Annotated in this window: 18 protein-coding genes and 3 pseudogenes; 12 read left to right on the top strand and 9 right to left on the bottom strand. The window is 71.2% G+C overall.

What is annotated here, in order from left to right; genetic code table 11:
• Positions 1-631: 631 nt before the first annotated feature.
• Together AB0P07_RS34950 and AB0P07_RS34945 are read right to left on the bottom strand one after the other, a co-directional pair.
• Positions 632-891: pseudogene (locus AB0P07_RS34950) on the bottom strand (transposase family protein); the annotation flags it as partial.
• Positions 892-969: 78 nt separating this feature from the next.
• Positions 970-1,692 (bottom strand): lytic polysaccharide monooxygenase, encoded by a 723-nt coding sequence (locus tag AB0P07_RS34945; RefSeq protein WP_365558021.1) that lies wholly within the window; start codon positions 1,690-1,692, stop codon positions 970-972.
• A gap of 219 nt (positions 1,693-1,911) precedes the next feature.
• Between AB0P07_RS34945 and AB0P07_RS34940 the strand changes: the two genes are divergently transcribed.
• Positions 1,912-3,519, top strand: a complete 1,608-nt coding sequence (locus AB0P07_RS34940) for an amidase family protein (RefSeq protein WP_365558018.1) — start codon at positions 1,912-1,914, stop codon at positions 3,517-3,519.
• Positions 3,520-3,792: 273 nt separating this feature from the next.
• Here AB0P07_RS34940 and AB0P07_RS34935 read toward each other — a convergent pair whose 3' ends face one another.
• The 5 genes and pseudogenes from AB0P07_RS34935 to AB0P07_RS34915 all read right to left on the bottom strand — a co-directional run.
• Complete coding sequence (locus AB0P07_RS34935) at positions 3,793-4,200, bottom strand: DUF6278 family protein (protein WP_365558015.1); 408 nt, start codon at positions 4,198-4,200, stop codon at positions 3,793-3,795.
• Positions 4,201-4,273: 73 nt separating this feature from the next.
• Positions 4,274-5,053 carry an exodeoxyribonuclease III gene (locus AB0P07_RS34930; protein ID WP_365558012.1) on the bottom strand — a complete coding sequence of 260 codons (780 nt, stop codon included), beginning with the start codon at positions 5,051-5,053 and terminating at the stop codon, positions 4,274-4,276.
• 54 nt (positions 5,054-5,107) lie between these two features.
• Positions 5,108-5,743, bottom strand: a complete 636-nt coding sequence (locus AB0P07_RS34925; protein WP_365558010.1) for an MBL fold metallo-hydrolase — start codon at positions 5,741-5,743, stop codon at positions 5,108-5,110.
• A 43-nt stretch (positions 5,744-5,786) separates the two neighbouring features.
• The gene (locus AB0P07_RS34920) at positions 5,787-7,172 is read right to left on the bottom strand and encodes an alpha/beta fold hydrolase (RefSeq protein WP_365558007.1); all 1,386 of its coding nucleotides are present in this window, start codon (positions 7,170-7,172) and stop codon (positions 5,787-5,789) included.
• Between the two features lie 32 nt (positions 7,173-7,204).
• Positions 7,205-7,486 (bottom strand): annotated as a pseudogene (locus AB0P07_RS34915) (transposase); the annotation flags it as partial.
• A gap of 39 nt (positions 7,487-7,525) precedes the next feature.
• Here AB0P07_RS34915 and AB0P07_RS34910 point away from each other — a divergent pair.
• On the top strand, positions 7,526-7,885 hold the full coding sequence (locus AB0P07_RS34910) for an MFS transporter (RefSeq protein ID WP_365558005.1): 360 nt from the start codon (positions 7,526-7,528) through the stop codon (positions 7,883-7,885).
• On the opposite strand, the gene AB0P07_RS34905 is transcribed toward AB0P07_RS34910, so the two are convergent.
• The gene (locus tag AB0P07_RS34905; protein WP_365558002.1) at positions 7,839-8,528 is read right to left on the bottom strand and encodes a hypothetical protein; all 690 of its coding nucleotides are present in this window, start codon (positions 8,526-8,528) and stop codon (positions 7,839-7,841) included. The genes AB0P07_RS34910 and AB0P07_RS34905 overlap by 47 nt on opposite strands.
• A 462-nt stretch (positions 8,529-8,990) precedes the next feature.
• On the opposite strand from AB0P07_RS34905, the gene AB0P07_RS34900 reads away from it, so the two are divergent.
• The 10 genes from AB0P07_RS34900 to hypE all read left to right on the top strand — a co-directional run bounded on the left by AB0P07_RS34900 (position 8,991) and on the right by hypE (position 19,197).
• Positions 8,991-10,145, top strand: coding sequence for a 4Fe-4S dicluster domain-containing protein (locus AB0P07_RS34900; protein WP_365557999.1), 1,155 nt, complete (start codon positions 8,991-8,993; stop codon positions 10,143-10,145).
• Positions 10,142-10,597 carry a cyclic nucleotide-binding domain-containing protein gene (locus AB0P07_RS34895; RefSeq protein WP_365557997.1) on the top strand — a complete coding sequence of 152 codons (456 nt, stop codon included), beginning with the start codon at positions 10,142-10,144 and terminating at the stop codon, positions 10,595-10,597. Before AB0P07_RS34900 ends, AB0P07_RS34895 begins: the two co-directional genes overlap by 4 nt.
• Complete coding sequence (locus AB0P07_RS34890) at positions 10,594-11,403, top strand: FAD/NAD(P)-binding protein (RefSeq protein ID WP_365557995.1); 810 nt, start codon at positions 10,594-10,596, stop codon at positions 11,401-11,403. Before AB0P07_RS34895 ends, AB0P07_RS34890 begins: the two co-directional genes overlap by 4 nt.
• 1 nt (position 11,404) lies before the next feature.
• Positions 11,405-12,292 carry an oxidoreductase gene (locus tag AB0P07_RS34885; RefSeq protein WP_365557992.1) on the top strand — a complete coding sequence of 296 codons (888 nt, stop codon included), beginning with the start codon at positions 11,405-11,407 and terminating at the stop codon, positions 12,290-12,292.
• Positions 12,282-13,643 (top strand): nickel-dependent hydrogenase large subunit, encoded by a 1,362-nt coding sequence (locus AB0P07_RS34880; RefSeq protein WP_365557990.1) that lies wholly within the window; start codon positions 12,282-12,284, stop codon positions 13,641-13,643. Before AB0P07_RS34885 ends, AB0P07_RS34880 begins: the two co-directional genes overlap by 11 nt.
• Positions 13,640-14,143, top strand: coding sequence for a hydrogenase maturation protease (locus tag AB0P07_RS34875; RefSeq protein ID WP_365557987.1), 504 nt, complete (start codon positions 13,640-13,642; stop codon positions 14,141-14,143). The genes AB0P07_RS34880 and AB0P07_RS34875 overlap by 4 nt, the downstream gene beginning before the upstream one ends.
• Positions 14,144-14,429: 286 nt before the next feature.
• Entirely contained in the window at positions 14,430-16,706 is a 2,277-nt protein-coding gene (gene hypF, locus AB0P07_RS34870; RefSeq protein WP_365557986.1) for a carbamoyltransferase HypF, read from the top strand.
• 19 nt (positions 16,707-16,725) lie between these two features.
• Positions 16,726-17,025, top strand: coding sequence for a HypC/HybG/HupF family hydrogenase formation chaperone (locus AB0P07_RS34865; RefSeq protein WP_365557983.1), 300 nt, complete (start codon positions 16,726-16,728; stop codon positions 17,023-17,025).
• Positions 17,022-18,143, top strand: coding sequence for a hydrogenase formation protein HypD (hypD, locus tag AB0P07_RS34860; protein ID WP_365557980.1), 1,122 nt, complete (start codon positions 17,022-17,024; stop codon positions 18,141-18,143). The genes AB0P07_RS34865 and hypD overlap by 4 nt, the downstream gene beginning before the upstream one ends.
• Positions 18,136-19,197, top strand: coding sequence for a hydrogenase expression/formation protein HypE (gene hypE / locus AB0P07_RS34855; protein WP_365557977.1), 1,062 nt, complete (start codon positions 18,136-18,138; stop codon positions 19,195-19,197). Before hypD ends, hypE begins: the two co-directional genes overlap by 8 nt.
• Positions 19,198-19,477: 280 nt before the next feature.
• On the opposite strand, the pseudogene AB0P07_RS34850 reads toward hypE, so the two are convergent.
• Positions 19,478-19,909 (bottom strand): annotated as a pseudogene (locus AB0P07_RS34850) (pyridoxamine 5'-phosphate oxidase family protein); the annotation flags it as partial.
• Between the last annotated feature and the right edge of the window lie 375 nt (positions 19,910-20,284).

Below are 20,284 nucleotides of genomic sequence, written 5' to 3'. Positions count from 1 at the left end.
CGAACTGCACCGTAATCGATCCGGCAGCTGCAAGCTCCTGCCCGAAATGAGGAGCCGCAGCCGCTACGAAGTCGAACACCTCCCGCATCGCCGCGCCATTGCTCTCACTCGCGAAACTTACTCCGCCCACCGAGCCACGGAACGGGGTATCGACCGGCGGTGGTGATCCGTGGTCGGATCCATACGCCAGATCCGAGTCCGAGCTGTCGTTTCTCCGCTCCCTTCGCCCGGAGGAAGACCCTGAGCCGCCTGAGGAGGAGCCGTAGGCAAGGTGCGAGTCATCGTGCCGCCGATTTTGGCGCCCACGCCCGGACGCGCGCTGCACCGTGACGGCCTCCGCCATCGCGGTGTTTCCGGCGAGGTTCTGCAGTGCCAAGACTGCGGCCACGTTCGACGGCACCGGGGTCCGACCAGATGGAGGGCCGCCGCGAGAACGATCCGACGCCCCCCGACTACCGGCCCAGTTCTCACCACGTCCAGATAATGCACGCATACGTCAATCCCTGGCCTCAACATCGATGACACGACCACGTTCGACGCTCATGATGCAGCACGCAGGGACGCAGGAACCAACACGCACCGCTGGACGCTCAGTTCGGTACTGCGCTCGAAGGTAGTCACTGAACCTCCTTCATCCTGAAGAGTCGCAGGTCAGCAGTACGTGGATGGCTTGGACGGTGCGGCTGACAGGCGAGTGAAGGAGCGTGCTCTGCGCATGATGCGCCAGGACTTGAGCCGGGCGAAGGCACGTTCGCCGGGGGCTCGGAGCCGGGCGTGGACGCGGTTGAACTGCTGTTAGTGCTGGGGCTGTTCGCTGTGGTGGTAGTACAGGGTGCGGAACGTGGCGCCGGCACCCTGGGAGGCGCGGTCTGCCAGCACGAGGATCTGCCGGATGGCCGCTGCCACCAGGTCGGCGCACGCCCCTCGCGCGGCGTGCGCCGACCGGTTGGGCTCGGGTGGCTCGACGGTTCAGCAGGCGCCGAGGTCCTCCCAGACGCCCCACTCGCCGGTGGTGCCGGGCTCCTCGCCGGTCACCCACCACTTGGCGCGCCAGGTGTGTCCGGCGTGGGAGACGGTCTCTCCGCCGGTGTAGACGTTCCCGGCGCTCCAGGCTCCCGCGGCGCAGTCGCCCGGCTGATCACCGCCGCCGTCGCCGTCTCCACCACCGCCGTCGCCACCGCCGATGTTGACGTCGATGCAGGCGTAGAAGGCGTTGGCGGTGTCGGCGATGTTCCAGACCGCGAGCACTTTCTGCCGCCCGGTGAACCCGCTGACGTCCAGCTGGTGGCTGACCGAAGCCGGAGGCAGGGCGCCGTGGCCGTCGAACTGGGCGATCTTCCGGTCGCCGATGAAGTACTGCCAGTTACTGGTGGCGTGCCGCGCCTCGATGGTCCAGGTGAAGGTGTGGGTGGTGCCGATCGGAGTGACCCGCCAGCCCTTGGAGTCGTCGTCCAGGTCGGCCCACCGGGCGTCCCCGCCACTGCAGTTGCGCAGCCCCTTCGGGCCCTCGACACTCGCCGGTTCCCACTTGATCTGACCGCACTGCACCACGCGGTTGGCGCACTGGTCCTGTCGGCTGCCCGGCGAGACCACCCAGCCGTGGGCGCTCGCCGCGGGTGCCGGCAGACTCAGGGCCACCACGGGGGCGACCAACGCCCCCACGACGGTGACCACTCGTCTTTTCATGCGCATGACATCACGTTTCCCTTCGGTCCACGTCGAACCAGCCTGCCCCGGCGTATGTACGACGTTGCCGACGAGGCAACACCGCGTCGTAGGTCTAGACCTACGACATGCAGGTCTAGACCTTAGCGGAGGAGCGGAGACCGTCAAGAGGGCGGGGGGGGCGCCCAACTGCGGTGCAAAGAGCGGCCCTTGTGTCCCACGGTCCGGTGTAGTGGGCTGTCCGGCATGAAGAAGAGAAGCATGGCGGCCCTGACCGCGATCCTGGTCGTGGCCCCCCTCGTGGCGGCGGCCCCCGGTCAACGCGCCCGAGCCGCCGAACCCGGACCCGGCGACACGACGCGATCCGTCGAGTCGGCGCTCGTCCACGGAGTGAACCTCGACACGGTCACCATCCCCGAACTGCAGGAACGCATGGACCGCGGGACCTTGTCCTCGTTCCGGCTGACCCTCGCCTATCTGCGGCGGATCAAGGCCGTCGGCCCCAGGATCAACGCGGTGCTGCGCACCAGCCCGACGGCCCTGGGCCAGGCGGTCGCCAGCGACCTCAGGCACCGTCTCGGCAAGTCCCGCGGCCCGCTGGACGGCATCCCCGTCCTGCTCAAGGACAACGTGAACACCCGCGACATGCCGACGACCGCCGGGTCCCTGGCCCTGGCCGGAAGCCCGCCGGCCACCGACGCCGACCTGGTGAAGAAGCTGCGGGCGGCCGGTGCGGTGATCCTCGGCAAGGCCAACCTGTCCGAGTGGGCCAACTTCCGCGCGGCCAAGCCGACGTCGGGGTGGTCGGCGGTGGGCGGTCAGACGAACAACCCGTACGTCCTGGACCGCAACCCCTGCGGATCGTCCTCCGGTTCGGCCGCCGCTCTCGCCGCGTCGCTGGCGCAGGTGGCGATCGGGACCGAGACGGACGGCTCCATCGTCTGCCCCGCCGGAATGAACGGCGTGGTCGGCCTCAAGCCCAGCCTCAAAGTGGTCAGCCAGTCGGGCGTCGTGCCGATCTCCGCCGAGCAGGACACGGCCGGCCCCATGGCCCGCAACGTGATCGACACCGCGCTCACCCTCTCGGTGCTGAGCGGCCGCGACACCGTGCGGGACGGCGACGCGCCGAGCCTCGCGCAGACGGCCGGCCGTCCCGGCACGCTGCGCGGCAAACGGATCGGCCTGTGGCGCCTGCCGTCACTGGGCACCGAGGTGGACGCCCTCATGACCCGTACGGCCGAGCAACTGAGGGCCGCGGGGGCCGAGGTCGTCGAGGTGAGCCTGCCGTACCAGGAGCGGCTTGCCGAGCTCGAGTTCCCGGCGCTGCTGAGCGAGTTCCACCGGGACATCGACGCCTACCTCGCCACCCGTGACGGGCCGCAGAACCTGGCCGAGCTGGTCGAGTTCAACCGCACGCACCCGCGGGAGCAGGCCTGCTTCGCCGGCCAGGAACTGTTCGAGCAGGCACTGGCCGCACCGCCCACCTCCGATCCGGGGTACCGGGCGATGCGCGCGGAGCTGACCGATCTGTCCCGGCGCTCCATCGACGAGGTCATGGCCGAGCACGACCTGGACGCCATCGCCTCCCCGGCGAACCCGCCCGCGTGGACCACCGACTGCGCACGGGGCGACGACGACGTGATCCCGTCGTCCACCCCCGCCGCCGTCGCCGGGTATCCCTCGCTGTCCGTACCCGCCGGGTTCGTCGGCGAACTGCCGGTCGGGCTGCTCCTCATGGCCGGTGACCGGCAGGACGCCGAACTGCTGTCCCTGGGGGCGGCGGTGGAGGACCGGCTGGACGCCTGGCGAGCGCCCGGGTACCTGCCCACGGCACCGTCCGTCACCTCCCGCTGAGCCGACCGGCGGGCGGCGCGACGTCGAGCGGTACCTCGACGGGGCCGCCCGCCGGTCTGCAGCTGACCTTCTCCTCGCCCGCGAGCAGTGATCTCCGGCTGCACCCTGCGTACGCCCCCCGTGCGTTCGTGTCCGCTCCGACCACCGCAACGTATCCAGACGAACGCCACGAATAACGCCGACACGCACCATCCGGGCATTACCCCTATTAGCGGGCGGGCGCGCGAGGGACAGGGGAACGGCGGGCGGGGATGCGTCGGACGGGGGCGCGACTCACGCCTCGGCGACTTCGCCGTACAACTGCGAGAGTTCGGGAACGCCGCCCTCCGCCCACGCGTGCCCGTTCGCCACCACGTCGAACTCACGGCCGGACGCGAGCCGGACGACCGGCTGTCCGTCGGACCGGATGGCCCAGACGGCGCCGGGCACGGTGCGCACGATCACGGTACCGAGGTAGAGACCGGCGTCGTTGCCGAGCCAGGTCAGGATCTCCTCGTCGGCGCGCCAGCGCGGCAGCACCTGGTCCAGCTGTTCCAAGGAGAGCGCGGAGTCGTCGAGCCGTACCCCCTCCCGCAGCGCCTGCGAGCGCAGCAGATCGCAGTCGGCGAGCAGCTCACCGATGCCCTCCGCGTCGTGCACCCGGGGATGCTCGCGCCGCCTGCCCAGAAAGGGGAAGTTCATACCTCCAGACTGTCATTCGTACCGCCATGTGCACCACAGGGCACGCGGAAGCCGTGGGCGCGGGGTGGACGGCCTACAGCTCCAGGTCCACCACGACCGGCGCGTGGTCCGAGGCTCCCTTGCCCTTGCGCTCCTCGCGGTCGACGTAGGAGTCGGTGACCGCCTTGGCGAAGGGCTCGTTTCCGTACACCAGGTCGATGCGCATGCCGCGGTTCTTGGGGAAGCAGAGCTGGCGGTAGTCCCAGTACGTGAAGGGGTGGTCGTACTTGAGCGGGCGCGGGACCACGTCGGAGAGGCCGGCGCCGCGCAGGGAGGCGAGGGCGGCGCGCTCGGCGGGGGTGACGTGGGTGGCGCCCTCGAAGGCGGCGCGGTCGTAGACGTCGTCGTCGGTCGGTGCGACGTTGTAGTCGCCCATCACGGCGAAGGGGCGGTCGCCGCAGGCGTCGCTCTCGACGGCGGCGCGCAGGGCCTCGAACCACTGGAGTTTGTAGGCGTAGTGCGGGTGCTCCACCTCGCGGCCGTTGGGCACGTACACCGACCAGACGCGGACCGGACCGCAGGTCGCGGAGACGGCGCGCGGCTCCTGGACCCCCTCGTAGCCAGGGTCGCCCGGCAGGCCCTTGACGACGTCCTCCAGGCCCACGCGGGAGAGCACCGCCACCCCGTTCCACCGGCCGGTGGCGTGGACCGCCGCCTCGTAACCCGCCTCGCGCAGCTCGTCGAAGGGGAACTGTGCCTCGGCGATCTTGGCCTCCTGGAGGCAGAGCACGTCGGTGCCGCTGCTCTCCAGCCAGGCCAGCAGCCTCGGCAGGCGGGCGGTGATCGAGTTCACGTTCCAGGTCGCGATGCGCATGTCCCACAACCTACCGGGCGGGACTGACAACACGGTCCCGCCCCGGTCGGGGCCTCAGAGCCGCGCCGAGCCGCCCGGGGCCAGCCGCAGGTGCTCGGCGCCGCCCAGCTCGCCGATCTGGCGGTCGTAGATCGGCCGGGCCAGGTCGGTGAGGATCGCGTCGTGGATGTCGTAGGCCCGCCGCGGCCCGACCTCGCGGACGTAGTCGATGACCTCGGAGATCTTGTTCCAGGGGGCGGCGACCGGCAGCATCAGCGTCTCGACCGGGTGGTCGGGCACGGTGAGGGCGTCGCCGGGGTGGAAGACCTTGCCGCCGTCCACGAGGAAGCCGACGTTGGTGACGCGCGGGATGTCCGGGTGGATCACCGCGTGCAACTCGCCGTGGACCTGCACGTCGAAACCGGCAGCGGTGAAGGTGTCGCCGTGGCCGACGGTGTGGACACGGCCCGGGAACGCCGTGGAGATCTTCTCCGCGACCGACTTCAGCGTCCAGATCCCGGCCGCCGGATTGTCCTCCATCGCGGCGCGCAGCCGCAGCTCGTCGAAGTGGTCCGGGTGCTCGTGGGTGACGAGGATCGCGTCCGCGCCGAGGGCGGCGTCCTCCTCGCTGAACCCGCCCGGGTCCAGGACGAGCGTCTGCCCGTCCTTTTCCAGGCGGACACAGGCGTGCGACTTCTTGGTGAGCTTCATGTCCCCATCCTGCCTCCGCGCGCCCGCCCCCGGCCCGCAGGGATCACTCCGGTGGTGTCGTCTCCTCACGGATGACCTGCTGGGCCACCCGGAACGCCCCGTTCGCGGCCGGTAGGCCGCAGTAGACGGCCGCCTGCAGCAGTACTTCCTTGATCTCGCCCGGGGTGAGGCCGTTGCGCAGGGCGGCCCTGAGGTGGGGCGCCAGCTCGTCCAGATGGCCGCCGGCGACGAGGGCGGTGAGGGTGACACAGCTGCGCGAACGGCGGTCCAGGCCCGGCCGGTCCCAGATCTCGCCCCACGCGTACCGGGTGAGGAACTCCTGGAAGTCCCCCGAGAACTCGTCCGCCCGCGCGATCTCCTGGTCGACGTGTCCGTCGCCGAGGACTTCGCGGCGGACCTTGAGACCGGCGTCGTACGGGTCGGGCCTCCCCTGTGCCTGCGGGGGCACGGCGGGGGCCGGGGCGATCTCGGCGAGGGGCGCGGCCTGCGGCGGCGGAGGCACCGGCTGGAGGGGCGCGGCGGCCGGCCCCGCGACCGGTGCGGTCGGAACCGGTGCGACCGGGACCGGTGCGACCGGGTCCGGGTGTGCGGTGGGGTGGACCGGCGCCGGTACGGGGACCTGACCGGTGGAGGTGCCCTCGTGGACGGCCTGCCAGGCGGTGCTGAAGTGCCGCACCAGCAGGTCGGTGACGGCCGCGGGCTGCTCGACCGGGACGAGGTGGGAGGCGCCCGGGACGACGGCGAGGCGGGCGTCGGGGATGCCGGCGACCAGGGTGCGGGCCTCGGCGGGGCCGGTGACCTGGTCGTCGGAGCCGACGAGGACCAGGGTCGGGACGCCGACCCTGGTCAGTTCCCCACTCACGTCGAACGCGGCGAGGGCCTCGCAGGCGGAGACGTAGCAGCCCGGGTCGGTGGTCCGCACCATCTGCACCGCCCACTCGGTGATCGCGGGCTGCGCGGCCGCGTACCCGCCGGTGAACCAGCGCTCGGGAGAGCTGCGAGCGATGGGGTCGAGCCCGTTGGTCCGCACGATCACGCCGCGCTGGCGGAACTCGTCGGCCGTGCCGAACCGGGGCGAGGCGGCGATCAGCGCAAGGGAGGCGAGCCGCTCGGGGTGGCGCAGCGCCAGTTCGATCCCGATGGCACCGCCGAACGCGCAGCCCGCGTAGCCGAAGCGCTGCACACCGAGCCCGTCGAGGGTGGCCAGCAGGCGCGTGGTGAGTTCGGCGACGGACCCGGCGGGATGGGCCGGGGCACCTCCGTGTCCGGGCAGGTCGAAACGGAAGACCCGCCACTGCTGGGACAGTTCGGGCACCTGCCGGTCCCACATGTGCCATGTGGTGCCCAGTGAGGGCCCCAGGATCAGAACCGGAGCGTCTTCTGGCCCGTCAAAGCGGTATTGCAGGGTGTTCGGTGGTGTCTCGCTCACGCCCCAGACCCTCTCACGTCCCACGGACGCCCCTATAACGTAGGGGTGCGGGAAACCGATCTGACCAGGTTGAAGACCTCGCGAGCGGCATACCGTTCGAGGCATCGGATGATCTCCCGTAGGGTCTTGCTCTCCTGGGTGCGGCGTTCGAAGTACGCCTGGGTGCGCGGGTCGTGGCGCAGGCGGGTGAAGACGATGCGGTGCAGGGCCGCATTGGCCTGGCGATCACCGCCGTGGTTGAGCCGGCGCGTGTTCCGACGGCCGGAGGAGTACTCGATGGGGCTGACTCCGCAAAGGGCAGCAAAGGACGCCTCGATGTTCAGCCGACACGGCTCACTCGGCAGCTTTGAAGCGTGCCGCGTGCGCCGACCCCGTCAAGCGGGCACGGGGCGGTCGCACTGTGGGCAGTGGGCGGCGCCATCGCCTCGGCGGCCGATCCGGTCGCAGGCGGCGCGGCCAGCCTGGTCAGCCGGCGGATGATCTTCTTCATCAACCTGCCCGCCGGACTGATCGCCCTGGCCATGGTGCCCGCGGCCACACCGACCCGGGCGCCGGCGTTGCCGATGCTCCCGGTGGGGATGGGCGGTCCGCCGGCCATGCCGCCGACGACGGCCCTGCTGGTCGACAGCGTGCCGCCGCACCACACCGGCACCGCAAGCGGAGTCTTCAACGCCTCCCGCCGGCTCGGCGGCGGCCTGGCCGTCGCAGTCTGATCCCAGACGCACACCGCCCCCAGGCCCCGCACCGTGAAGGAGACCCAGCCATGAACACGTGGAACCCGCAGGCATGCCAGAAGATCGCCGACGCCAAGGAACTCCCGTCCCGGTCGAACACCTGGAGGGCGTCCAGGCAGACGACGGCGGCCCCACGCGCCTCCCTGGACGAGAGACCGGCCATCTCGGCCGCGGTGACGAGGTAGGCGTCCTCGTGCGCGTCGGTACCGAGCTGCTCACTGACCCCGTCGTAAGCGGCCTTGAGGGTGTCGTTCTCCAGCAGCCCCACGGCGTCGACGAACTGTTCGGCGCCGCTGCTCCGCTCCCGCCACGACGTCAGGTCCGCAAGCACCCGGTTCCTGTCCGGTCGGAGGTCACTCAGCTGCAGCGCCGTGTCCAGCAGGTACGGCCGGCCACCGGTTGCCCCGGCCGGGAGCGTCAGCCGTTCCGCCGCCGCGCACAGGCTGTGGCGCTGCGTCCAGTCCCTCAGGCTGGGCAGGTCTTGCCGGCGCAGCGCCACGAGGGTGTCGTGGTCGGCGCCGGGACCGGTCAGGAGGTTGGACCAGAAGCCGAGCTGTTCCACACCCGACCCGAGGACCACGGAGCGGGTCGCCTCGACGGAGCCGTGCGAACTACCCCGCACGGCTCAGGGTGCCCTGCCAACTGCAGGTTCCGTCAAAGGAGCGCCATGTGCAGTCCCGGGCACAGCATGGTGCCTCGTCGGCCTCCCCAGACCGTCAGCGCAAACGGCCGTGTTCGTGCTGCGTATGCACGGACAACGCGACACCATCAGCAACGGGAGTTCAAAGCCCATGCCGTCCGCATGAGGGCGGAGCGGGAGGCACAGTAGGGAGTCACCGATGGTCAGACCGGATCTACGGTCGCTGGCGCCAAGCGCGGATTGCTGCGGGGTGGCAAAGCGGGACCGGAGCGGAACCGCGTGCGGCACACGACTGTCGCTTGGCGGCCGCCTGGTGTTGCGTAGACATGACAGAACGCTCCGTTCGCGGTCCTGCCGAAATCAGAGTCGGCCCCTTCTCCGCGCCGCTGCGCATGTTCGCGGTGCGGTGCGCGACCAGGCGAACGCCGATCACGGAGCACGGCGGTGAGCACGCAGGTACCTGCCGCAGTCGCGGAGACCGTGCTGAGCCGTGAACAGCTGCCCGAACTGGTCGAGGTGCTTCGGCAACGGGGTCTCACGGTCATCGGCCCCACCGTCCGCGACGGCGCGATCGTACTGGATGAGATCGAGTCCGCCGCTGAGCTGCCGTACGGATGGGGGACGTACCTGGACGCCGGAACATACCGGTTGCGTCCGCGGCCTGACGGGGCCGCCTTCGCCAATGCCGCCGGCCCGCAGTCGTGGAAGACCTACCTGCACCCGGCCCGCGTGCGGCAGTGGACAGCCGATCGAGTGGACGGACGGGTGAGCGTCGAGACCGAGAGCGAGACACCTGTGCGTTTCGCCTTCCTCGGCGTCCGCCCTTGCGACCTGCGAGCCATCCAGATTCAGGACCGAGTGCTGAACGCGGGCCCGCAAGCCGATCCCGTCTACCGGAACAGGCGCTCGGGGGCGTTGCTCGTGGCAGTGGAATGCACCGAACCCGGCGGCACCTGTTTCTGCGCCTCGATGGGGACGGGTCCTGCCGCCGGCCCGGGTTACGACCTCGTCCTGACCGAACTCGTGGATGACCACGGTCACCGGTTCTGGGTTCGCAGCGGCAGCGCGGAGGGTGCGGAGATTCTGGGCGACCTGCCCCGCGAGCCCGTTGCCGCCGGCCTTCGGGAACGCGCTCGGAGCGCGGTCCAAGGCGCTGTCGAACTGATGGGCCGTGCGATGCCGGAGACGGACCTGCGTCGGCTCATGTCGCAGACGTTGGAGGCACCACGCTGGGACGACGTCGCCTCACGGTGTCTGACGTGCGGCAATTGCACGATGGTGTGTCCCACCTGCTTCTGCACGACGACCGAGGACGTCACGGACCTCACCGGGGATCACGCCGAACGCTGGCGGGTCTGGGACAGCTGCTTCGACCTGGACTTCTCCCATCTGCCCGGCGGACCGGTGCGCGCGTCACCGCGCAGTCGATACCGGCAGTGGCTCACTCACAAGCTGGGAACCTGGCACGACCAGTTCGGTACCTCAGGGTGCGTCGGCTGCGGCCGCTGCGTCGTCTGGTGCCCGGTCGCCATCGACATCACGGAGGAAGCGGCGGCCCTGTACGACTGGACCCGGCACGTCCCGGACGGTGCGGCGTGACGGGCTGGTCGCCACTGCTGAGGAGTCTGCCGCCCGAACGACGGCAGCGCCTGTTCGCGCTCGCCCGACCGCGGGGCTTTCCCGCGGAAGCCCGGCTCTTCGAGGAAGGGGAGACAGCCGACCGGTTCTGGCTGATCCGCTCGGGGGCAGTCGCCCTGGACGTGTACGTCCCCGGACGCCGGGCCCAGGTGGTGGAGACCCTCGGGCCCCACCAGCAGGTCGGCTGGTCGTGGATCTTCCCCCCGTACCGCTGGCACCTGGGGGCCACGGCTGTCGGGACCGTACGGGCCTGGGAGTTCGACGCGGCAGAGGTGCGCGCACTGTGCGCCACCGACACCGGACTCGGATACGAGCTCATGCGGCGCAGTGCCGCGGTGATCGCCGACCGTCTCCAGGCCACTCGGCTGCGACTGCTCGATCTGTACGCGTCGGACGGAAGTGTGCCGTCGTGATCACGGTGCCCGTTCCCTACCGGGTGACCGCCGTCGGCACCGAGACCGCCGGCTGCGTCTCGGTGGAAGTGACACCGGCCGACAGAGCACTGCCGAGATTCTCACCGGGGCGTTTCGCCATGGTGTACGCCTTCGGAGTGGGTGAGGTGCCGATTTCGGTCAGCGCGATTCACGGCCACCGTCTGGTGCATACGGTGCGTGCGGTCGGCGCGGTCACCCGAGCGCTGTGCCGGCTGCGTGTCGGGGACTGGGTGGGCCTGCGCGGACCGTACGGCACCGGCTGGGACCTCACGGCCGGTGACCGACCGGACGTCCTGGTGATCGCCGGGGGCATCGGCATCGCACCGCTGCGGCCCGTGGTGCATCAGGTCCTCGATCGTCCCGGCGCCTTCGGCCGTCTGGAGGTCCTGGTCGGTGCACGAGCCCCGCAGGACCTCCTTTACGCCGAGGAGCTGGCACGCTGGCGACGGGCGGGCGCGCGGGTGGAGGTGACCGTCGACCGGCCCGGCCCCGGCTGGCGGGGAAACGTAGGTGTGGTCACCGATCTGCTGGACCGGTGCGAAGCCGACCCGGCGCGGGCCACCGCGATGGTCTGTGGACCGGAGGTGATGATCCGGCACACCGCTCGGGCCCTGCTCGACCGAGGGCTGCCCGCGCCCAGGATCCAGACGTCTCTCGAGCGGAACATGCGCTGCGGTGTGGGGCACTGCGGGCACTGCCAGCTCGGCCCCTTGCTCCTGTGCCGCGACGGTCCGGTGGTGGGCTACGACCGCGCGCGGATCCCTCTGGCCACGAGAGAACGGTGACATGGCCCCCCACACACCGAAGGGCACGCCCGCCACGCCCACCCTGGCGGTCTGGAAGTTCGCCTCGTGCGACGGCTGCCAGCTCACTCTCCTGGACTGCGAGGACGAGTTGCTGCCGCTGGCGGGTCGGGTGAAGGTGGCGCACTTCCTGGAAATGTCCCGTGCCGAAGGGGGCGACGAACCGGCGACCCTGGAAGGGGCCGGTCCCTACGACCTCTCCCTCGTCGAGGGTTCCGTCACGACAGCCGCCGACGCGCGGCGCATCCGGCACGTCCGGCGGATCTCACGCCGCCTGGTGACCATCGGGGCGTGTGCCACGGCGGGAGGCGTGCAGGCTCTGCGTGACTTCGCCGACGTGGAGGAGTTCCGCGCCGCCGTCTACGCGCGGCCCGAGTACATCGAGACCCTGGCCACCTCCACGCCCATCGCGGCGCACGTGCCTGTCGACTTCGAGCTGCGGGGCTGTCCCATCGACCGTGGCCAGCTCCTGGAGGTCATCACGGCCTACCTGGCCGGTCGCAAGCCGAACATCCCCAACCACAGTGTCTGCTTCGAGTGCAAGCGGCGTGGCACCACCTGCATCACGGTCGCCCACGGCACGCCCTGTCTGGGACCGGTCACCCACGCCGGCTGCGGCGCCCTGTGCCCCGCCTACGGCCGGGGCTGCTACGGCTGCTTCGGACCGGTGGCCGACCCGAACATGCCGGCCATGGTGGCCCAGTTGAAGCACGACGGAATGTCGGAGCGGGACGTCGTGCGGGTCTTCCGCACGTTCAACGCCTCCTCCCCCGAGTACGGGCCGGTGGCGGACCTCGCGGAGCGACCGGCCCGCGGCGCCACCGGCGCAGGCGCCGGTCCCGGCCTGCGGGGAGACCACGATGAGTCATAGAGGCTCGAGAACCCTGCGTCTGGGGGCGCTGGCCCGGGTCGAGGGCGAGGCCGCCCTCCACCTGACGATCCGCGACCGGGCCGTGGTGGAGACCAAGCTGGGCATCTACGAGCCGCCCCGCTTCTTCGAGGCGTTCCTGGTCGGACGCGGTCACCACGAGCCGCCCGACATCACGGCACGGATCTGCGGCATCTGTCCGGTTGCCTACCAGATGACCTCCTGCCAAGCCATCGAGCGTGCCTGCGGGGTGACGGTCGACGGTGCGATCGCCGACCTGCGGCGGCTGCTCTACCTCGGCGAGTGGATCGAGAGCCAGGCCCTCCACATCCACCTGCTCCACGCACCCGACTTCCTGGGTTACCCCAGCGCGGTGGAACTGGCCCGCGAACAGCGGCCCGCGGTCGAGCGGGGACTACGTGTCAAGCAGGCGGGAAACGCCGTCATGGAGCAGATCGGGGGCCGTGCGATCCACCCGGTGAACATTCGCCTGGGAGGCTTTCACCGCGTTCCCGCCCGGGCCGAACTGGATCCACTGGTCGAGCGCTTGAGGCGGGCGCACGACGACGCGCTGGAGACCGTGCGCTGGGTGTCCGGATTCGACTTCCCCGACGCCCGCTACGACGGTCAACTGCTCGCCCTGAGCGATCCCGGCAGATACGCGATCGACTCCGGCTGCCCCACCGTCATGGACACGGCCGAGGACGCGCCGGCCGAGCGGGGCACCTCCGTGCACTCCTTCTCCGTAGAGGACTTCGAGCAGCACGTGGTCGAGCGGCAGGTCCGGCACTCCACGGCGCTCGTGTCCGAACTCGACGGCCGTCACCACCTCACCGGATCGCTGGCCCGCTTCGCCCTCAGCGGCCGGTGGCTGCACCCTTCGGCCCTCGCGGCAGCGCGTGAGGCCGGGTTGGGCGACCCGACGGACGGCGCCGTGTGCCGCAATCCGTTCCGCAGCATCGTCGTCCGTGCCGTCGAGGTGACGCACGCCGTGGCCGAGGCACTCCGTCTCATCGAGTCCTACGATCCGCCTGCCCGGCCGTACACCGATGTACCACCCCGCCGGGCCACCGGTTGCGCGGCCACCGAGGCACCGCGCGGGCTGCTCTACCACCGCTACGACATCGACACCGACGGCTCTCTGCGCACGGTCCGCCTCGTACCTCCCACCGCGCAGAACCAGGCGGCCATCGAACACGATCTGCGCTGCCAGGTTCAGCGCCGCCTCGACGTGCCGGGTGCACCACCCTCTGACGGAGAGCTGACGACGCTGTGCGAGCGGGCCGTCCGCAACCACGACCCCTGCATCTCCTGCTCCGCTCACTTCCTCGACCTGACGGTGGACCAGCGGTGACCGGACGCGTGGTGGTCATCGGTGTCGGCAATCCCTTCCGCCGGGACGACGGCGCCGGGCTCGCCGTGATCCGGGCCCTGCGTGCAGATCCACCGCGGCACGCGTTGCTGGCCGAGAGCGACGGCGAGCCCGGGCGCATGCTCGAGCTGTGGGACCGTGGCGACTTCGTGGTGGTGGCCGACGCGGTGCACGCACACCCGGGCTGCCCGGGGCGGCTGCACACACTCTCCGCTCAGCGCACGACGGAGTTCGCCGAACGACCCGCCAGCAGCCACGCGCTGGGCCTCGGTGAGACCTTCGCGCTGGCCTCGGCTCTGGACCGGATGCCGAGGGAGGTCACGGTGCACGCCGTGGAGGGGGCCGACTTCGGACTCGGCCGCGGACTGAGCGCTCCGGTGGCCGCCGCGCTCCCCGGGCTGATTGGCATGGTGCTCGAGAGCGTCGGACGGGCCTACGAGAGCCCGGCCGGTGCCGCAGGCTCCCCCGGGTCACCGCGCTGACAGGCGTTGCGGGACCCGTCGTCTGCCGGACGGCCGGGCCGGACCCGGATGGGCACTCGGTGATCGCACCGCCCCGACGCGATCGCGGAGCCTGAGCCGTCCGGGGGGTGCCTCGGGTGACACGCGCGGGGTGACTCGGCACCGGCCGACCCTCGCTCTACGGTGAGGCACCGCCCGTCCACCGCGGCCGTTCCCCGACCACGACGAGCGTGTCACCCTGCCGAGAAAGTGCGACCTCCATGAACCAGCCGGTACCGCTCTCGTCCATCGCCGCGGCGGTGCGGAGATGACTGTGGCGCCGTCCGAGCAGCCGGTCAGGCGGCTGGTCCTGGTGGGCGGAGTGGTGCAGGGAGTGGGTTTTCGTCCATTCGTCCACACCCTGGCCACCGAGCTCGGCCTGGCCGGGCTGGTCGCGAACGGGCCCACGGGGGCTCGTATCGAGATCGAGGGGCCCCGGCGAACGGTGACCCGTTTCTGCCGACGGCTCGTGACCGATGCGCCCCCGCTCGCCGACATCTCAACGGTCGACACGAGCGATCTTCCGCTGGTGGGCGGCACCACTTTCGCCATCGCCCCGACCTCGTCCGGGGCAGGCAGCACCCTGGTCCCGCCGGACACCGCCACCTGCGAGGCCTGTCTGACCGAGCTGGCCGACCCCCACGACCGTCGGCACCGGCACCCTTTCATCACCTGCACCGGCTGTGGCCCCAGGTTCACCATGACCACCTCCACGCCCTACGACCGGTCGGCCACCACCATGGCGGACTTCCCCCTGTGCACGGACTGCACGGCCGAGTACCGGTCCCCCGCCGACCGGCGTTTCCACGCCCAGCCCATCGCGTGCTGGGCCTGTGGGCCGCGACTGCGGCTGAGCGGATCCGCACGGGGCGAGGGCCGCACGGCACTGGTCGAAGCGCGACGTCTGCTGGCCGCCGGCGCCGTCGTGGCGGTCAAGGGCCTGGGCGGGTACCACCTGGTCTGCGACGCCACCGCGCCGAGCACCGTCGCGGGACTGAGAAGGCGCAAGGGACGCGGGGGCAAACCGTTCGCCGTCATGGTGCCGGACACGGGGGCCGCCTCGTTGCTGGGGCATGTCGGACCGGGAGAGTGCGCCGTCCTGTCCGGGCCGGAGCGTCCCGTCGTCCTGCTTCGCCGCCGTCGCTCCTCGCCCCTGGCTCCCCAGGTGTGTCCACGGTGTCCGGACGTCGGGGTCATGCTGCCCTACACCCCCGTACACCGCCTTCTTCTCGGTCTGCCCGGTGATCCTGCGGGGCCCGTGATGCTGGTGGTGACGAGCGGCAATGTCTCGGGGGAGCCCTTGGTCACCGACGACCGGGAGGCGCTGAGCCGTCTGCACGGCCTGGCCGACGCCTGGCTCTGGCACGACCGTCCCATCTCGGTGGCGTGTGACGACTCGGTCGTCCGAGTGCGGCCGGACGGCTCCGTGCTGCCCCTGCGCCGCTCACGCGGCTACGTACCGGCCCGCATCCGACTTCCGGTCCCCGTGCGCCCCGTCCTGGCAGCGGGCGGCGACCTGAAGAACACCCTGTGCCTCGCGGAAGGCGAGTCCGCATGGCTCTCCGGCCATGTCGGAGACATGGGATCACCGGCCGGTACACAAGCCTTCGAGCGTGCCGAGCGCCACCTTCGCGCCCTTACCGGCGTGGCTCCCGTCCTGGTCGCGGCCGATCGGCATCCCGGCTACCGGTCCGCGGCGTGGGCCCGCCGGTACGGGCCGCCCGTCCGCCTGGTCCAGCATCATCACGCCCATGTCGTCTCCGCCATGGCCGAGCACGGCGTGCGGGAGCCGGTGCTGGGCGTTGCCTTCGACGGCACCGGCTACGGCGATGACGGAGCGGTCTGGGGCGGCGAGATCCTCCAAGCCGACCTCGCCGGTTTCCGCCGGCTGGCCCATCTGGCGTACGTGCCTCTCCCGGGTGGCGACGCGGCCGTGCGCAACCCGTACCGCATGGCACTGTCGCACCTGCGCTCGGCGGGCATCGCGTGGACCGGTGACCTGCCGTGTGCAGCCGCCGCGGACGATGGTGAACTCGCCCTGCTGCGGCAGCAGTTGGAACGCGGTGTGCAGTGCGTCCCGACCTCCAGCATGGGCAGGCTCTTCGACGCCGTCTCGTCCCTGGCCGGCCTCTGTCACCGGGTGGACCACGAGGCCCAGGCCGCCGTGGAGCTGGAGGCGGCTGCGCTCACGGCAGGCGAGGTCGGCGAGGGCTATCCGTTCACTCTCGACCGGCCCGGACGTCTGTTGACCGCGGTCGTCGCGGACCTGCGGTCGGGCACGCCGCCCCAGCTGATCGCCGCTCGCTTCCACGTGGCGGTGGCGGACGCCGTGTGCTCGGCCTGCCGCACGGCCCGCCGGCACACGGGGATCGGCACAGTGGTCCTCACCGGTGGGGTCTTCGCCAACGGGTTGCTGGACCAACTGTGTGCCACGGCTCTGCACGCTGCGGGCTTCACGGTGCTGAGACACAGCGTCGTGCCACCGGGCGACGGCGGCCTCGCTCTGGGACAGACAGTGATCGCAGCCCGAGTCGGCAGCGACTGAGCGAACGAAGGAGAAGCACATGTGTCTCGCGGTGCCGGGGCAGGTGGTGGACATCCGGCAAGAGGACGGAATCCGCATGGCCAGCGTCGACTTCGGCGGGGTCGTCAAGGAGGTGTGCCTCGACTACCTGCCGGACATCACGACCGGGGAGTACGCCATCGTCCATGTGGGCTTCGCGATCCAGCGGCTCGACGAGGAATCGGCTCTCGCGACCCTCGGTCTCTTCAGGGAGATCGACGCGCTGGACGAGGAGTTCGGAGATCCGTGGGCCCGAGCAGCGGCGGAGGCGGGTCAAGCACCTGAGGAGCCCGACCAGTGAGATACATCGACGAGTTCCGGGACTCCGGGCTGGCCCGGCGGCTCCTCGACGACATCACCCGGTCCCTCACCCGGCCCTGGTCCCTGATGGAGGTCTGCGGCGGCCAGACCCACTCGATCATCCGACACGGCATCGACCAGATGCTGCCGGACGGGATCGAGCTGATTCACGGTCCGGGCTGCCCCGTCTGCGTCACACCGCTCAACGTGATCGACAAGGCCCTGGACATCGCCGCCCGCTCCGACGTGGTCTTCTGCTCATTCGGTGACATGTTGCGGGTCCCCGGCAGCCATCGCGACCTGTTCCGCGTGAAGAGCGAGGGCGCGGACGTCCGCGTCGTCTACTCACCGCTGGACGCGCTGGATGTCGCACGGCGGGAGCCGAACCGACAGGTGGTGTTCTTCGCGGTCGGGTTCGAGACGACCGCCCCGGCCATCGCCATGGCGGCCCGCCAGGCCCGGAGGCTGGGCCTGAGCAACTTCAGCCTTCTGGTCTCGCACGTCAGGGTGCCCCCGGCCATCGAGGCGGTCATGCGGTCACCGGGGTGCCGGGTGCAGGCGTTCCTCGCGGCCGGACACGTGTGCAGCGTGATGGGGACGGCTGAATACCCGGCCCTCGCCGACGCGTACGGGGTACCGATCGTGGTCACCGGCTTCGAACCGCTGGACATCCTGGAGGGTATCCGCCGAACGGTACGTCAACTGGAACGCGGCGAGCACCGGGTGGAGAACGCCTACCCGCGGGCCGTGCCCGCGCAGGGCAACCCGGCGGCGCTTCGAACGCTGCGCGAAGTGTTCTGCACGACGGACCGCTCCTGGCGCGGCATCGGCGTGATTCCCCGCAGTGGTTGGCGTCTGCGGGAGGCCTACCGTGACCTCGACGCGGAGCACAGGTTCGACGTCGAGGACCTGACCGTCGAGGAGTCACCGCAGTGCCGCAGCGGAGAGGTGCTGCAGGGACGGCTGAAGCCGCACGAGTGCCGGGCCTTCGGTACCACCTGCACCCCTCGGACTCCCCTCGGCGCGACCATGGTCTCCAGTGAGGGCGCCTGCGCCGCCTACTACCTGTACCGACGAGTCACCACGCCCGATGCCAAGGAGACGGTCGCCCATGACTGACGGCACCACGGACCTCGCCGACTGGTCCTGCCCGGCCCCGCTGCGCGACCATCCGGTCGTGGTGATGGGCCATGGCGGCGGAGGAGCCCTCTCGGCGGAGCTGACCGAGCACCTCTTCCTCCCGGCCTACGGCGGTGAGGTCCTGGCCGGTCTCGCCGACTCGGCCGCCGTGACCCTGGGCACCGCACGGCTCGCCTTCGCCACCGACACGTACGTCGTCCGGCCGCTCGCCTTTCCCGGTGGCGGCATCGGGGATCTGGCGGTCAACGGCACGGTCAACGACCTGGCCATGAGCGGGGCGGTACCGGCGTACCTGTCCTGTGCCTTCCTCCTGGAGGAGGGCACGCCCATGAGTACGGTCGGCCGGGTCGCGGACCAGATCGGCGCGGCGGCGCGGGCGGCGGAGGTCCAGGTGGTCACCGGTGACACGAAGGTCGTCGACTCGGGGCACGGCGACGGCGTGTACGTGAACACCTCCGGCATCGGGCTCATCCCCGACGGGGTCGACATCCGGCCCGGGCGGGCCCGGCCGGGAGACGTGGTGATCCTCAGCGGTCCCGTCGGCCAGCACGGCATCGCAGTGCTCAGTGTGCGTGAGGGCCTCTCGTTCGGTACGGAGATCGTCAGCGACACCGCGCCGCTGCACGGCCTGGTGCGGGAGATGCTCCGCGTCACGCGCGACATCCACGTCCTGCGCGATCCGACCAGAGGCGGTCTGGCAGCCTCACTCAACGAGGTCGCACGGGCGTCCGGCACCGGAGTGGTGCTGGACGAGAGAGCGGTGCCGGTACCCGAGCCGGTGGCCGCCGCCTGTGCCTTCCTCGGCCTGGATCCCCTGTACGTGGCCAACGAGGGGCGGCTCGTGGCATTCGTCGCCCGAGAGGACGCGGACGCGGTACTGGAGGCGATGCGCGCGCACGTCCTGGGCCGCGACGCCGTCGTCGTCGGCGCGTGCGTGGCGGAGCATCCGTCCGTGGTCGTGGCCAGGACCGCGTTGGGCGCAAGCCGGATCGTCGACCTGCCGCTCGGTGAACAACTGCCGCGCATCTGCTGAACCGGGCTGTCGGTGCGCGAGGCCCGGAAACCCGCGTCGGACGTGGCGGGCCGGTGGTGGGGCGGCGAACCCGCGCGACGCCTACGTCGCCCGCAGTGGCTGGATGACGCGGCCGCTGCCCCGGTCCGGCAGGACTCGGACCCACAAGTCGCGCTTTCCCCCCGCCCAGGGGCCGGTCCCACGCCTTCGAGCCAGGGCCTCCAGCGCCTCGTGATCGGCCGGGTTCGGCGGTGCCCACCGGCAGGACGCTCCAGCCCGGGCCGGTCTGCTCGTCGACGTGGTCGGCCTCGAAGGCGACCGCCTCTCCGACACGGACATCCGCCGCGCCGACCGGATCCGTCCGGTGGACGACGCTCCGCCCTTCCACGAGGAAGTTGACCGGCACCACCATCGGAGCCTCCCTGCCCGGGCCGACCGTGTAGGAGATGCGGCCGACGCCGTGCGTTCCCAGCCGCTGCCGGCACTCCTGCTCGGACAGCCGCACCGGGACCGGATGCGCGCCCCGCCCTCCCCGACCCGGCGGTGCGTCGCTCGCGGGAAGTCGAGAGCCGGGCCGGCGACTTCGGTCCCGGGGCGCTCGCCCGGCTCCCGATGCCCGGCCGCCGGCGCCGCACCGCCATCCGGTCGGCCATACGGCCGGCCTCGGCAGAGGGCTCAGCCCCGTGACCCGACCGTGCTGGATCGCCGTGCACGACTGTCCACTCCATTCCATCCGTCTTCCTCCAGGGGAGCGGACGCACCGTCCGTCCGCCAGCGCGGTGAACCGCGCAAGCCCACCGCACAGCGTCCGGCCGGGTCCGTTCCGGGCTCGGCTCGGGGCTGTCGAAGGTCCCGCGGGTCTGGGCCGAACGGACCGATAAGCGGCCTGTACGGCCTTCCCCGCGAACGGCGCGCTCGATGGACACTGGAGGTGGCGGACGGAGTCGCGCCGAGACGACCGCGACACAGTCCTGCGGCGCCGCGAGCACAGAACGCAGGCCCACGGCAGACAACCTCGGCACCCGGGCATCCGGCTCAGGAGCCGGACCGCCGGTGGGGTCACTGGGAGGGCACCATGGTTCAGCTCCAACTCGACCGGCGGACGGTG

Source organism: Streptomyces sp. NPDC085944 (assembly GCF_040686295.1).
GTDB classification, from domain to species: Bacteria; Actinomycetota; Actinomycetes; order Streptomycetales; family Streptomycetaceae; genus Streptomyces; species Streptomyces salinarius.
The sequence above is the reverse complement of the archived record's forward strand: the minus strand, read 5'-3'. Positions and strand labels throughout refer to the sequence as shown.

Bases quoted from the DNA above. Each gene is read 5' to 3' on its own strand.
- AB0P07_RS34935 (WP_365558015.1), bottom strand. From the start codon at position 4,200: ATGAACTTCCCCTTTCTGGGCAGGCGGCGCGAGCATCCCCGGGTGCAC.
- AB0P07_RS34880 (WP_365557990.1), top strand. From the start codon at position 12,282: ATGAGTCATAGAGGCTCGAGAACCCTGCGTCTGGGGGCGCTGGCCCGG.
- AB0P07_RS34865 (WP_365557983.1), top strand. From the start codon at position 16,726: ATGTGTCTCGCGGTGCCGGGGCAGGTGGTGGACATCCGGCAAGAGGAC.
- AB0P07_RS34885 (WP_365557992.1), top strand. From the start codon at position 11,405: ATGGCCCCCCACACACCGAAGGGCACGCCCGCCACGCCCACCCTGGCG.
- AB0P07_RS34945 (WP_365558021.1), bottom strand. From the start codon at position 1,692: ATGCGCATGAAAAGACGAGTGGTCACCGTCGTGGGGGCGTTGGTCGCC.
- AB0P07_RS34930 (WP_365558012.1), bottom strand. From the start codon at position 5,053: ATGCGCATCGCGACCTGGAACGTGAACTCGATCACCGCCCGCCTGCCG.
- AB0P07_RS34940 (WP_365558018.1), top strand. From the start codon at position 1,912: ATGAAGAAGAGAAGCATGGCGGCCCTGACCGCGATCCTGGTCGTGGCC.
- AB0P07_RS34925 (WP_365558010.1), bottom strand. From the start codon at position 5,743: ATGAAGCTCACCAAGAAGTCGCACGCCTGTGTCCGCCTGGAAAAGGAC.
- hypF (WP_365557986.1), top strand. From the start codon at position 14,430: ATGACTGTGGCGCCGTCCGAGCAGCCGGTCAGGCGGCTGGTCCTGGTG.
- hypE (WP_365557977.1), top strand. From the start codon at position 18,136: ATGACTGACGGCACCACGGACCTCGCCGACTGGTCCTGCCCGGCCCCG.